Annotated in this window: 13 protein-coding genes; 5 read left to right on the top strand and 8 right to left on the bottom strand. The window is 57.4% G+C overall.

What is annotated here, in order from left to right; all coding sequences use genetic code 11:
- Positions 1-68: 68 nt before the first annotated feature.
- The 5 genes from asd (at position 69) to QQK16_RS08530 (ending at position 5,678) form a co-directional block, all read left to right on the top strand.
- Positions 69-1,178 carry an aspartate-semialdehyde dehydrogenase gene (gene asd, locus QQK16_RS08550; RefSeq protein ID WP_284196030.1) on the top strand — a complete coding sequence of 370 codons (1,110 nt, stop codon included), beginning with the start codon at positions 69-71 and terminating at the stop codon, positions 1,176-1,178.
- 77 nt (positions 1,179-1,255) lie between these two features.
- Entirely contained in the window at positions 1,256-3,559 is a 2,304-nt protein-coding gene (locus tag QQK16_RS08545) for a Tex family protein (RefSeq protein ID WP_284196029.1), read from the top strand.
- 413 nt (positions 3,560-3,972) lie between these two features.
- Complete coding sequence (locus tag QQK16_RS08540) at positions 3,973-4,446, top strand: CHASE3 domain-containing protein (RefSeq protein WP_284196028.1); 474 nt, start codon at positions 3,973-3,975, stop codon at positions 4,444-4,446.
- A 118-nt stretch (positions 4,447-4,564) separates the two neighbouring features.
- Positions 4,565-4,891, top strand: a complete 327-nt coding sequence (locus QQK16_RS08535) for a GAF domain-containing protein (RefSeq protein ID WP_284196027.1) — start codon at positions 4,565-4,567, stop codon at positions 4,889-4,891.
- 331 nt (positions 4,892-5,222) lie between these two features.
- Entirely contained in the window at positions 5,223-5,678 is a 456-nt protein-coding gene (locus QQK16_RS08530; protein WP_284196026.1) for a hypothetical protein, read from the top strand.
- 807 nt (positions 5,679-6,485) lie between these two features.
- On the opposite strand, the gene QQK16_RS08525 is transcribed toward QQK16_RS08530, so the two are convergent.
- The 8 genes from QQK16_RS08525 to QQK16_RS08490 all read right to left on the bottom strand — a co-directional run bounded on the left by QQK16_RS08525 (position 6,486) and on the right by QQK16_RS08490 (position 12,554).
- Positions 6,486-7,577 (bottom strand): zonular occludens toxin domain-containing protein, encoded by a 1,092-nt coding sequence (locus QQK16_RS08525; protein ID WP_284196025.1) that lies wholly within the window; start codon positions 7,575-7,577, stop codon positions 6,486-6,488.
- Between the two features lie 2 nt (positions 7,578-7,579).
- Positions 7,580-7,915, bottom strand: a complete 336-nt coding sequence (locus tag QQK16_RS08520; RefSeq protein ID WP_284196024.1) for a DUF2523 family protein — start codon at positions 7,913-7,915, stop codon at positions 7,580-7,582.
- Positions 7,915-9,405, bottom strand: coding sequence for a virulence factor TspB C-terminal domain-related protein (locus QQK16_RS08515; RefSeq protein ID WP_284196023.1), 1,491 nt, complete (start codon positions 9,403-9,405; stop codon positions 7,915-7,917). Before QQK16_RS08515 ends, QQK16_RS08520 begins: the two co-directional genes overlap by 1 nt.
- 102 nt (positions 9,406-9,507) lie before the next feature.
- A complete protein-coding gene (locus QQK16_RS08510; RefSeq protein WP_284196022.1) occupies positions 9,508-9,723 on the bottom strand; it encodes a major capsid protein in 216 nt (71 codons plus the stop codon).
- A 588-nt stretch (positions 9,724-10,311) separates the two neighbouring features.
- Positions 10,312-10,467, bottom strand: a complete 156-nt coding sequence (locus QQK16_RS08505; RefSeq protein WP_284196021.1) for a hypothetical protein — start codon at positions 10,465-10,467, stop codon at positions 10,312-10,314.
- A gap of 74 nt (positions 10,468-10,541) precedes the next feature.
- Positions 10,542-10,874 carry a hypothetical protein gene (locus QQK16_RS08500; protein ID WP_284196020.1) on the bottom strand — a complete coding sequence of 111 codons (333 nt, stop codon included), beginning with the start codon at positions 10,872-10,874 and terminating at the stop codon, positions 10,542-10,544.
- A gap of 67 nt (positions 10,875-10,941) precedes the next feature.
- A complete protein-coding gene (locus tag QQK16_RS08495; protein ID WP_284196019.1) occupies positions 10,942-12,387 on the bottom strand; it encodes a replication initiation factor domain-containing protein in 1,446 nt (481 codons plus the stop codon).
- Positions 12,387-12,554, bottom strand: coding sequence for a hypothetical protein (locus QQK16_RS08490; protein ID WP_284196018.1), 168 nt, complete (start codon positions 12,552-12,554; stop codon positions 12,387-12,389). The genes QQK16_RS08495 and QQK16_RS08490 overlap by 1 nt, the downstream gene beginning before the upstream one ends.
- Positions 12,555-12,563: the final 9 nt, after the last annotated feature.

The following is a 12,563-nucleotide window of genomic DNA, read 5'->3' as shown; positions in this document are numbered from 1 at the left end:
CTGCCGCCAAGTATTGCCGATCCAGGCGATGAGGCATCACAAACAATCTGGATCATAGGAATACCATCATGTTGAAAGTCGGTTTGGTTGGTTGGCGCGGTATGGTTGGCTCCGTGCTTATGCAGCGCATGCGCGAGGAGGGCGATTTCGCCCTGATCGATCCCGTGTTCTTCACCACCTCCAATGTCGGTGGGGCAGGGCCGGACGTAGGGCGTGGCGCGGCGCCCTTGAAGGACGCCAAGTCTGTGGCCGAGTTGAAAGCCATGGACGTCATCATTACCTGCCAGGGTGGCGATTACACCACCGAGCTGCATCCCCAGCTGCGCGCTGCAGGTTGGCATGGTTTCTGGATAGACGCGGCCAGCACGCTGCGGATGGAAGATGACGCCGTGATCGTGCTTGATCCGGTCAATCTCGATCAGATCAAGGCATCCATCGCCCAGGGCGGCCGCGATTTCATCGGCGGCAACTGCACCAATTCCATCCTGCTGATGGGCTTGGGCGGTCTGTTCAAGGCCGGCCTGGTGGATTGGGTGTCGTCCATGACCTACCAGGCTGCATCGGGCGCAGGCGCGCAGAACATGCGCGAACTGCTCAACCAGATGGGCAAGGTCAATGCCTCTGTCGCCCACCTGCTGGATGACCCCTCGTCTGCCATTCTGGAGATAGACCAGCGCGTGGCCGAAACCATGCGCAGCGATGCCTTCCCGACCGAACACTTTGGCGCACCACTGGCCGGCAGCCTGATCCCCTGGATAGACAAGCAGCTGGACAACGGTCAGTCCAAGGAAGAATGGAAGGGCCTGGCCGAGGTCAACAAGATATTGGGCACCAGCTCGCCCATACCAGTTGATGGCCTGTGCGTCCGTATAGGCGCCATGCGCTGCCATAGCCTGGCACTGACGCTGAAGCTGAATCGCGATCTGCCGCTGGCCGAGATCGAAAGCCTGATCAAGGGCAGCAACCAGTGGGTCAGGTTTGTGCCAAATGACCGCGCCACCACGGTTCGGGAACTCACGCCGACAGCCGTGACCGGCAAGCTCGATATCGCGGTTGGCCGGGTGCGCAAGCTCAATATGGGCCCCGACTATGTCAGTGCCTTTGTCTGTGGCGACCAACTGCTATGGGGCGCTGCCGAGCCGCTGCGCCGTACCTTGCGGATCCTGCTGGACAAGTAATTCCTTACGCATCAAAACCTTGCGGCCCGGCTGGAAACAGCCGGGCTGTGTCTTTCCTGTATCCCTGCCTAGACGCCATGCTGCCTTCCATCGAACACCGTATTGCCCAGGAACTCAACTGCCGCCCAGCCCAGGTTGCCGCCACCATGGCGCTGCTGGACGAAGGCGCCACCGTGCCGTTTATTGCCCGCTATCGTAAGGAAGCCACCGGCGGGCTGGACGATACCCAGTTGCGCCACCTGGATGAGCGGTTGCGCTATTTGCGCGAACTGGAAGATAGGCGCACCGCCGTGATCGCCTCGGTACAGGAGCAGGGCAAGCTGACGGACGAGCTGCAAACTGCCTTGCTGGCGGCAGACAACAAGCAGCGGCTAGAAGACCTCTACCTACCGTACAAACCCAAGCGCCGTACCCGCGCGCAGATCGCCCGTGAGGCAGGGTTGGCGCCCTTGGCCGAGCTGCTGCTGGCTGAGCCCGGCCGCCAGCCGGAAGCCGAGGCAGCAAGCTTTGTTAGCGAGGAAAAGGGCGTGGCCGACACCAAGGCCGCCCTCGATGGTGCTCGCCATATCCTGATTGAGCAGTTTGCCGAGGATGCCGCACTGCTGCACGAGCTACGTGAGCTGCTGTGGCAACGCGCCGAACTGGTTGCCAGCCTGGCAGACGAGAGCAAGCGCGAAGCCGGCGCCAAGTACGCCGACTACTTCGACCACCGCGAGCCCCTGCACCGTGCGCCGTCGCACCGGGTGCTGGCGGTATTGCGAGGCCGCAACGAAGGCATGCTGAACTTTACGCTGGCGCTGCCCGAAGATGCCGAGCTGCCGGCCGGCAAGCCAGGTGCGGGCGAAACCCGCATTGCCGCACGCTTCAATATCCGAGATGCCAGCCGCCCCGCCGACCGCTGGCTGATGGATACCGTGCGCCTGGCCTGGCGTGCCAAGATATTCCTGACGCTCGAAGTGGAACTGACCAATCGGATACGCGAAAGCGCCGAAGCCGAAGCCATCAAGATATTCGCCAGCAATCTCAAGGACCTGCTGCTGGCCGCCCCCGCCGGGCCACGCGCCACACTGGGCCTGGACCCTGGCTTGCGTACCGGGGTCAAGGTGGCAGTGACCGACAAGACCGGCAAGGTGGTCGCCACCGATACCATCTACCCCCATGTGCCACGTAACGACTGGGATGGCAGCCTGAACCGCCTGAATCGCCTGGTGACACAGCATGGCGTGGAATTGATAGCCATCGGCAACGGCACCGCCAGCCGCGAAACCGACAAGCTGGCCGCCGACCTGATCAAGCAACTACCAGAGCGCAAGCTGCAGAAGATAGTGGTATCCGAAGCCGGCGCCTCGGTATATTCCGCCTCAGAATTGGCCGCCCGCGAGTTCCCCGACCTGGATGTCAGCCTGCGCGGCGCGGTCTCCATTGCCCGTCGCCTGCAAGATCCGCTGGCTGAGCTGGTCAAGATCGATCCCAAGGCCATTGGGGTAGGGCAGTACCAGCATGATGTCAACCAGGGCGAACTGGCACGTACGTTGGATGCGGTGGTGGAAGACTGCGTGAACGCGGTGGGCGTGGACGTCAACACGGCCTCCAGCGCCTTGCTGGCGCGCGTCTCCGGCCTTAGCGCCACCCTGGCCAGCAATATCGTGGCTCATCGCGATGCCCACGGCGCGTTCAGCGACCGCATGGCACTCAAGGCGGTGCCTCGGTTGGGCGAAAAGACATTCGAACTGGCTGCCGGCTTCTTGCGCATCATGAATGGCAGCAACCCGCTGGATGCCAGCGCGGTCCACCCAGAAGCCTACCCGGTGGTAGAAAAAATCATCGTCAAAACCCGGCGTGAGGTGAAATCGCTGCTGGGTGACAGCGGCCTACTCAAGCAATTGAACGCAGCCGAGTTCACCGACGAGCGCTTCGGCTTGCCCACCGTGCGCGACATCCTCAGCGAACTGGACAAACCCGGCCGCGACCCGCGCCCCGAATTCAAGACCGCAACCTTTCAGGATGGCGTGGAAGACATCAAGGATCTGTTGCCTGGCATGGTGCTCGAAGGCGTGGTCAGCAACGTGGCGGCCTTTGGCGCCTTTATCGATATCGGCGTGCACCAGGACGGCTTAGTGCATGTATCGGCACTGGCCAGCAAATTTGTCAAAGACCCGCGTGACGTGGTCAAGGCCGGCGATGTGGTGAAGGTGAAAGTGGTGGAGGTAGACGTCAAACGCCAGCGCATCGCCCTGACCATGCGCCTGGACGACCCCATCGAAGGCGGCAGCCCCACACGCAGCGCTAACCCGGCAACCCCAAGGCCAGATCGCCAAGCCAAGCCCCAGCTGAGCAGCAACACTGCCATGGCAGCGGCCTTTGCTGCCCTGAAGAAATAAGCGGCAAAACAGGCGCCGCCGGCAAGTGCGCAAATTTTGCGCAACCCGATTCGGGTATTGATGCGACGAGGTTTTTCGCGGTTTTGGCCAGGTTTATCCACAGCAGATGTGGATAAGCCCGGTGCTGCTATCCTGTATGCAGAAGGGCAGGAGAGGGCGCTGCACTCCCGTTTGTCGCCGAGCAAGCGCAACCGCCCGCTACAGCCCGCTTCAACCAGGTCTGGCTAGATCTTCGGTGTACGCTAGGGATATCGATCGCCATGGAATCAAGCACCCATTATCGACTGCTACAGGCCGGTTTCGTACTGGCCTTGCTGCTGCTAGCCCTCACTGCACTGGTGCCGACGCTGTCCGCCAACTGAGTCAACGCCGCAGCCAGCCAGCGCGAACAGATCGTCGGCCAGATGGAAGACATGCAATTCATGCTGTCGGGCCTCAAGGACGCCGAGACCGGCACGCGCGGTTATCTGCTGACCGGCCGCGAGGAATACCTGCAGCCTTACTACCAGGGAACGGAGCGTTCCAGCGAACTGCAAGCACAGCTAGACCGGCAGTTCGCCGACGACGCGACGCTGGCACCGCGAATGCGCGAACTGCGCAACCTGGTCAAGGCTTTGCGCGAGTATCAGTCGCGCATGATAGCGAGCCGACAACACAAAAGCAGTGGCGACAGCCCAGAGTTTCACGATATCTCCCAGGGCAAGCTTAATATGGACCGCATCCGCGTCACCGTCGCCGAGGCGAGCGCCACACTTAGCGTGCGGCAGGCAAGCATCGCAGCGGAGCAGCACAGCCGCGAGCGACTGGTGAGCCTGGCGGTCCTCCTGATCACCAGCCTGGACGGCGCGTTGTTTGCCACCTTGTTATGGCAGATATTCCGTGCCTGAGCGAGCGCGCTCAACTGACAGCGGACAATCTGGAAGAGCACAACTACCAGATGGCCATCCTGTCCCGTATGTCGAGCGCACTGCAGGTGTGCGTCGACAGCGAGGAGTTTTTTCCGGCGTGGTCGGCAAGTATGCTCACCAGTTATTTCCAGCCCATGCCGGCGCCATTTACGCCTACCACCCCTCACGGGACCTGCTGGAACGCATGGTCAGCTGGCTGTCGCCGGCTAGCAATACCCAGTTGTTTGAACCGCAGCAATGCTGGGCCATACGCCGCGGCCAGATACACGAGGTAGCCGACAGCGACAAAGCGCCGGTCTGCCAGCATCTGCAGCACGAGGCTCCGGGCGCCTATCTTTGCCTGCCGCTCATGGCCGGGGGCGAACCTATCGAGCCAAGCATCAGGGTCGTAATCGGGTTGAGGTTGCCGGGGGTGATGCCGTAATAGCGAGCACGAGTGCGTAGTATCTTAACGCGCAGGCGGAATGGGATGTTCCGCCAGGATGGCAAGTAGTTCGTCTGCGGCACGTGCAGCTTGCACCATGGGCAAAGCATACTCCTGCCTAAAGGTTTTTGTTTGCCCTACCAATGATCCGGCACAATACTTCGCATAATGTTTATTATGTCAAGTAGGATTCGCAGGAAGCTGCGCCGTATACGCGCCACGATTCTTGGCCTACTGGCAGCGCCGTCGCCATCGTATGCATAATGGGCAATCCCCCCTCTCCCTGTCACCAACAGCCCGGCCTAGCCGGGCTTTTCGTTCCAGGGATGAAATGCAGCGAGCACCATTGCCGTTCTGCCACGGCGTCAATCAGGCAGCAGTTTGTCATGTAGCGCAGGAAGCCAAGCCCACCGCCAATAAGCTGGCGAAACACTATGGCGTCAGTCGCAACCAGATGGCGGCCTGGCTGTCTGGTAAAGAGGAAATGCCGCGCATGCTGTACGAGCTGCTAGCGCTCAAGCTGCGATGCGAGCTGCCCGAGACATGCGGGCTATTCGCGGGCTGGACGATCATAGGCGGCGAGCGGTTTACCGGGCCAAATCTGGAAAAAGCCGGTGGCCTGCACTGGTCAGACATAGACCGCTTGCCGGAATTTAGGCGGCTGGACAACCTAGCCAGCCGGCAATCTGACTTGATTGCGCGGCTGACCAAAGAGCGGGACTTCTACAAGCGACAGTGCCACTTAGAGACCCGGCACAGCCTACTTCTACGGAAAATGTTTGACTGAAGCGAAACATCAAGGTGGCCCGGGAACAAAGAAAGCATCCGGGCTGGACGGCCCCCCTTGGAGAAACTCCCTGCATACAGTTTCCGACATCCGCACAGCCCGACCAGCTGTATCAAAGCACTTGCAGTTTGTAGCGCTCTCTGCACAACCAGAAATAACGATATCTGTAGCGACCACCGGAAGAGTAACTGTCTTGCTAATTGCAGGCGGTGCAATGACTGGCTCAGGAGAAGGAAGAGACATAGCCGGCCGCGCAACAGTGTCGCTAGAAAATATTGGCCATCTACCGGTTACAAAACGTGTGTAGCCAAAGTAAAAAAGCACAGTCTCAGCAACAACCAGTGCAATAAGCAAACGATGACGGCTCTTTGTTGCCGGGTTAACTGATGGAACCATGAACCCTCCCCCATGAAATCTAGTTTCTCGCAGTGTATCGCAATCAAACAGCGTGCTGTCTGTAAGCGCGGGCCGGGCTGGGTCAAGCTGTGACAGCAAGCCACGCGAGCAACGGCTTGGCAGCTCAGCCAGGGCTCCGCCGGGGCGGGGCATCAAAACGGCGCCTGGAGGGCGCCTGCGGGCCGGTGCGGTGGCATGCCAAAACGCTGAAAGCCACGGCATGACATTTGAGTCGCCGGCTAAGAACGCCAGGCGTGACAAATGCATAAATAGGGTGTCGCCGGCGCGACCTGGTGCAGCTGGCCAAGCGCTCCAGGAGAGGTGATTTATGACAATGCGCTCACCTGGTAGTCGCTGCAGTATCTCGATACCAATGACGAAAGAATAAACCCGCCTGAAGGCGGGTTTTTCTTAGTTAGAACCTACAGACAAATTCGGTGCTAACTGAGGCGGCAACGATGCCAAGACCTGACCAGACGTCGCACCCTGCGGAGTAGAAGATGGCGGAGCGCTGACTTGGTGTCCCCTGCCCTGCCCTGGCAACTCGCCAGTACGGGAGTCAGGTACTGTCTCATCGAACCAGCCGTTTTGAACAGCCTGTAAGCAGAACAAATGAGGCACTTCAAAGATGCGCGTCCCCTGCTGGCTATAGCAATTGCACTTGGGGCCCATTTGAACACATGCAACAGGCTTAGGCGCACTTTGCACAGCCATCACGGCATCAAAGACCGGTGCAGTATGCGGAAGGCCTTCCAGGCGGGCTACACGTCCTTCCAGCCACTCTTCGCGGGTCAGCGGCCCAGGCGGTCGCGCACTGGTCGAATGAATCCCTGAAGGGGCTGCACCCTTAGGAATGGCAGGCGAACCCGCCATATCATCCCAAAAGTTAAACGCCAAATACGTGATGGCGCCAATAGTAGCCACTGCACCCAAGATGATGGGCGCGAACTTCTTCCAGGGCAGCTGCAGCTTATGCGTATGAAGCTGCGAAGAAACATAGAGCGGGTACACATCGCGAGGAAAACGCCGATCGGACTTGATCGCATCCTTGAAATCAGCGCGAGCCAGCATCGATGCGCCGCTAAACTTAGACACCCTGGCGCTACGCGAGCCAAACAACCGCTTGACGTGGTAATGGTCTTCAACCAGATCACGTATGAACACGTCAATCATGGTCGGCTTTTGCGTGACGATATAGACGTCTATGCCAAGGTGGCGATGGGTGGCCATCTTGTTGACATGCTCGGGCACCTTGGAGCCACTATTGCGGCGCGGGAAAACGAACTGAGCCTCATCCATAACCACGATGGCCCCAGGCGGAAATTCCCACCACTTTTCCGGCTCAGTGAATTCCGTCCAGCCGAGCTCTTGGCGCCCCTTATCAGTCAACGCAATGCCGTGCACATAGACGTGGCGCTGTTCTTTAGCGGCACGTTCGCGCAGGTGATCAATCAGAAATAGCGTTTTGCCGTTGCCCGGCAAACCCGTCCAAAGACTCAACATGGTTAGCCTTTCGTTAATCGAGCTTGAATGAGGTTGCCAGCCTTGTTGACGCCATTCAGGGCCAGCCGTGCAGCAAAGGCTGCGAAAATAATGCCGATGGCCTTGCCAAGGCCTGCCAAGCCTGCCAAGGCCAACATCTCAGCAGGCAGGCCGGACAACTGCTGATAGACATAGCTTTTGGCGGAATCGAACGCTATCGATACGCCGGTATAGGTGACGAAGGAGACGCCCAGGGCGATAAGGATGCGCCCGACAATGGCCTGTATGCCTCCAACGACCAAGCCGCCAATCAAAAAGCGAGAGAGTGTGGCCAACAATGGCCCTGCGAACATGAACATTAGGCTGGCTTCCCGAAGATGATGTAAACGGCCGCAATGCCGGCAATAAGCAGAATCAGGGGGCGGATGAACTCAGCGGTCTTGCATGCCGGTTCGTAGCTGAACGACAACGTGCGAGAACCTTCGAACTCGAACTCCACAACGCGAGGGGCGGGACAGCTACCACCACTAGTAGGGTCAACAGCGGCTCCGGGGTCAAACTTGATGGCTTCCTCTTCGCCACGGCCCCGGCCTGGAAGGGCATCCATACCCTCATCAGTGCCATCGATGGCCCGCTGACCTGCCGCATGCATAGGGTGATCGGTATTGGCCAAGCTGCAACCGAGCTGGAATTGATTGCGCGCTATGGCACACTGGATAGCATCACCCTCGCAAGATGGCTCAGAACCGCAGGAGCCGGAATATTTGGATTCCTTGCAAATTGGGGAGCCGGGGTTCTCCTCACAAAATGGCTTCGGCTTAGTCGGTTCAGTTGGCTCGCCATCTTCACCGCCCTCATCCCCATCACCATTCCCATTTCCACCACCCGCAGAGCCATCAGCACCGCCACCTGTATGAGTAGTGGTGCTATTGCTACTGCCATCGGGTTTTGTGACCGTCACCGTAGTGCTGCACCCCTTAGCCGTGCACTCGCGTACGGTGGTCTTAGTCGACCCGTCAGGCAGGGTTTCAGTAGTCGAATCCTTCACGCTGTCAGTAGGCGGACTATCCGTAGGCAAACCCGTTGTAGGGTCTACATACTTGCCAGTCGCACGGTCATAACAGCGCGTGGTCCCGTTCATGCTGGCGCTATCCTGCCCCTCGCCACAGGTGTCATTGGGCTTGCTGGTACCCGGCTTCTTCACCGTATCAGCCCCGGTGCAGCTGCTGCGGTAATACATGTACTCACCCTGGCTGAAATAGTGAGCCTTACCGGCCACTAGGGCAGTACCGCTAATGCCGCCACCGGTATAACCGACTTTACAGCCCTCATAACAACCGACAGCAGACGGCCCTTTCTTAGGGTCCGGCCCCCAGTCAAACCAACCTGATGCCGCAACACCGGTCTTATCTGCACACTTGTCTACACATTTACCATCCTTCAAGACCAATGGCGCTTCACACTTGAGTGCGCCGGGCTTGCGGCACCAATACTTATTCCCAAAGAACACTTTCTCTTCATACGTGGCACCAACCCACGGTGCATCACATGCAAACGACGCGCCAGTCGTTCCAGATGGATTCGTGTAGCCGGGTGGAATCAGATCGCAGACTTCAAATTTCGAATTCATGCTATGCGTTACACGACAATTAGTCGTGCTGCCCATTTCAGAATTTGTACAGGAAGAAGCAGAGCTAACAATCTTTCCCGGAAACTTATCGCATATAGCCACATCTGGTGCTTTATAAGAAAAATTCTCATAATCGGGGACAGACGCAGCACTGACCACGCCGAATGCACATATGGCGATCAGCAATAGACAGTATCGAACTAACTTATCATTATCCATAAAGCACCTAATATGGTTATCAATGCCAAAAAACCTTCCATATACGCCCCTGATGAAAAAACGCCCCAATCAAGGGGCGCTTTGTTTCGACACGTTTGCCGCTTACTTCACCACGCGGCGAATCCAGCCGATACCGGCAATAGTGGCAACCACGCCGAGAATGGCAAGTCCGATCAAAATAACCGAACCGGATACTGCGGCCACCTTAGTGACCAACGACGAAACATCGAGATCGCCATCGGCAGCAAAAGAAACAGTAGCCACTGCAGCGGCGGCAATAGCAGGAGCGTAACGACGAGCTTGGTTGAAGTATTTCATTTGTGTTCCTTTATTCAAAGTCAAACATGGTTGTAAGGCGTTTAATACCCCATGCGGTAAGCCACACGCCCCCAATGGCTAACGCAATTAAAGAACCGTCCTGCCAAGTCAGATTGCCCCACTTTGCCCAAGAAGAAAGCGCAGACATATCAGACCTATCAAGCAATAGATAACCTGTACATTGTTCCGGACTTAACTGGTTAGGTATCAGTACGTATGCAGGCTGGCCGCCGCCTTTTACTGGTACGTTGCCCGTCATACCCGGCTGAAGTTCAGCGCATAGCGCCATTAGGACGCCTCACCACTGTAATCGCAGTCATCGCAACCAGCGCCGCCACAACGGGGACACGGCACAACCGTAATGTCACCACGACCGCAGCAATGCACACAGGTTTCACCGTGGGTATCCTCGCCGAGACCATGACAGTGAGGGCAACTCTTAATAATGACGGATTCAACAGTTTTCTGGCTGAATGTCAATTCAATCACCATATCATCAGTTAATCGTTTCTCTATCATATCAGCTCGTTTTTTTAAAGCGGTTTAATACTGCCAGCTATCACTAACCGGCAGTGTTTAAAACGCCTACTATTCATACATGCGTTCTAAGCGAATGTCGTTAGACGGCACCCAAAACGAAAACAACAAAAAATCATGCGGGTCTAAATGATCGACTGCGGTATCAAGCGCCGCTCTCTCACTATCAAACCAACCCGCCTGTGCAATCAATTCAGTGGTATCCACATCACCGGGTTCCCGCCCCGGTTTTAGGAAAAGACCACGCCGAATCGACTGCACTACCCAGCATTGCTTAAATGTCATTGCTCACGCGTTTGCGCTGGCGACTTGGCCGGCTGGGAGGCGGAACTCACCAGGGGGCGATAGCCAACGCAAACCGTTTTCGAAACCTTGCCGCTAGTGACCAATTCCATATCAAGCTCCGCCTCATGCGGGAACGGGAGCTTAGAAAATTGCGTGTATGCCTCAGACGAACCAATCTGATACGCCTCGGTTGCGGAGCCGATAGCATCACCCTTAGTACCATCGAGGGACTGATCGACATAAATACGAGTGTAATCGTATTCAACGCCCTCATAATCGCCCTTGCCCCGTTTCATGCCGCGAACTGTTGCTTTAGTAGTAAAACGCATTGTATTTTCCTAACGGCCTAATAATCCCTTTGCCCGGTCGGCCTATAAGCCGGAGGGATGAATTCTGTTAAGTCGGCTTCAGGCGATCTATATAAATGTGGTTGAAGTTTTCTTCATTACTCAGCGCATGGGTAGGAATTGAATGCCACCCTGTAGCAGTTTGCACTGAGGGCCACTGATCATTAAATGCCTTTTCATACGCGATGATTTCAGACGGAACAGCGTCTGTCGTCATGGGTGTCCAATGATCGCCCTGGTGATGCTTGAACGCCTTGGGATAGCCCTCACGTATCAACTCAGCCACGACCTTTGCCGGGTCGCGGTAAATATCCAACAGCAGGTTTATGGCGCGGCCAACCTGATTCTTTGCCGTAGAAGTGACGTGGGCAAGGCTGGCCTCAGCTGATTTGCGTTCAGTCTCGATACGAACCTGTACGTCTGCAAACTGGTGAAGGGCAGCATAAGCCCCGGCAAAATACTGTCCCGGAAACACCAAGGCATTTAGCGGAATAACCCGGCACTTATTGCCAAGCTGCAGCTCATGACGAACCCAGGGGCTTTCGCGGTCACCCTGTTCCCTGCCCTTTTCGTATCCCCGGTAAAGCAAACCGTTTTCTCGAGAACCCACATACAAGGTACGACCCGAGCCATCAGGCTCTATCCAGTCACCGCGAAGCTCGCCCTTTGGTGGCCTGCCACCATTGGTAAACATGCCCTGCTGATAAGCGACAAACATGTGGTCAACGGTGATATCCCCCTGGAAATCATCGTGAGCCAAATCGATACGCGTGATACGTGGGGATACAGCGGTTTTCGTAAGCCAGTCATGGAGGCGCTGTTCCCAGCCCTCATCAGCCAATAGGCACCCCTTGCCGTCCAGGTGTATCTGCACCGTGTCTTGGTTACCGCCTATACCGACATGGCCAAGGCCCTCGCCAATTTCGTAACTGTTGCGATAGTAGTTCCGTCCCGACGCATTCCTGCGCGTTATCGCCACCCCGAAAATGGCCTGGAACGTCTGGTGAAAGCTGATGATCAGATCGTCAGTGTCCTCATCAGTGCCACCCTCAACGGCCCTGTTGAGCGGAGCCATCCGACGCAAAGTGTCTATATGGAACACCACGCTAAGAGTGTCGATCATGGCGCATTGACCACTAGCACTGTTGTCCCGAACGGAAACGACCTTAGTTTTACGACCATCCGTAACCAGCTGGACATTCAGGGCTTTGCCACCCTGCTGACCCTTTCCCCCCGTGTTACTAGTGGGGGAAGCCGGCGCCGGCTTTGCCTGCGCCGTGGTCGCTGACGCTCCCCCGGCCGCAGTCACAGCCTCACGTTGGCTATCGACCAACCGGGCACGTTCGGCGGCCAAGGCTATGACAGCCTTGCGGGCGCCGAGCTGAGCAGCTACCTGATGAACTGAAAGTGCCGTGGCGCTTTCGCGCTTAATCCTGGCGCGTTCAGCAGCCTCAGCGCGGTTATAAGCGGCGTGGGGTTTGGACTGACGGGCCATCAGTGAGCCTCGCCCAGCGCTTCGACCAGGGCGGCAAGAGCGCGCTCTTCAGTCAGATCGAGAGCGACAGCAAGCGCGTTAGCGGCATCACGCATCGCGGGCGTGATTTTGACGAACACGTTTGTGTTAGAGGCTTGGCGGGGCGTCTGCGCGTCTACGGCGGGCATTTGTGTTAT

Origin of the sequence: Chitinimonas prasina, assembly GCF_030160395.1 — a bacterium.
GTDB classification, from domain to species: domain Bacteria; phylum Pseudomonadota; class Gammaproteobacteria; order Burkholderiales; family Chitinimonadaceae; genus Chitinimonas; species Chitinimonas prasina.
The sequence above is the reverse complement of the archived record's forward strand: the minus strand, read 5'-3'. Positions and strand labels throughout refer to the sequence as shown.

What these genes read in the sequence shown, in the direction of transcription:
- QQK16_RS08525 (WP_284196025.1), bottom strand. Translation starts at nt 7,577, where the DNA reads ATGTTGAGTCTTTGGACGGGTTTGCCGGGCAACGGCAAAACGCTATTT.
- asd (WP_284196030.1), top strand. Translation starts at nt 69, where the DNA reads ATGTTGAAAGTCGGTTTGGTTGGTTGGCGCGGTATGGTTGGCTCCGTG.
- QQK16_RS08530 (WP_284196026.1), top strand. Translation starts at nt 5,223, where the DNA reads ATGCAGCGAGCACCATTGCCGTTCTGCCACGGCGTCAATCAGGCAGCA.
- QQK16_RS08515 (WP_284196023.1), bottom strand. Translation starts at nt 9,405, where the DNA reads ATGGATAATGATAAGTTAGTTCGATACTGTCTATTGCTGATCGCCATA.
- QQK16_RS08495 (WP_284196019.1), bottom strand. Translation starts at nt 12,387, where the DNA reads ATGGCCCGTCAGTCCAAACCCCACGCCGCTTATAACCGCGCTGAGGCT.
- QQK16_RS08545 (WP_284196029.1), top strand. Translation starts at nt 1,256, where the DNA reads ATGCTGCCTTCCATCGAACACCGTATTGCCCAGGAACTCAACTGCCGC.
- QQK16_RS08510 (WP_284196022.1), bottom strand. Translation starts at nt 9,723, where the DNA reads ATGAAATACTTCAACCAAGCTCGTCGTTACGCTCCTGCTATTGCCGCC.
- QQK16_RS08540 (WP_284196028.1), top strand. Translation starts at nt 3,973, where the DNA reads ATGCAATTCATGCTGTCGGGCCTCAAGGACGCCGAGACCGGCACGCGC.
- QQK16_RS08520 (WP_284196024.1), bottom strand. Translation starts at nt 7,915, where the DNA reads ATGTTCATGTTCGCAGGGCCATTGTTGGCCACACTCTCTCGCTTTTTG.
- QQK16_RS08500 (WP_284196020.1), bottom strand. Translation starts at nt 10,874, where the DNA reads ATGCGTTTTACTACTAAAGCAACAGTTCGCGGCATGAAACGGGGCAAG.
- QQK16_RS08490 (WP_284196018.1), bottom strand. Translation starts at nt 12,554, where the DNA reads ATGCCCGCCGTAGACGCGCAGACGCCCCGCCAAGCCTCTAACACAAAC.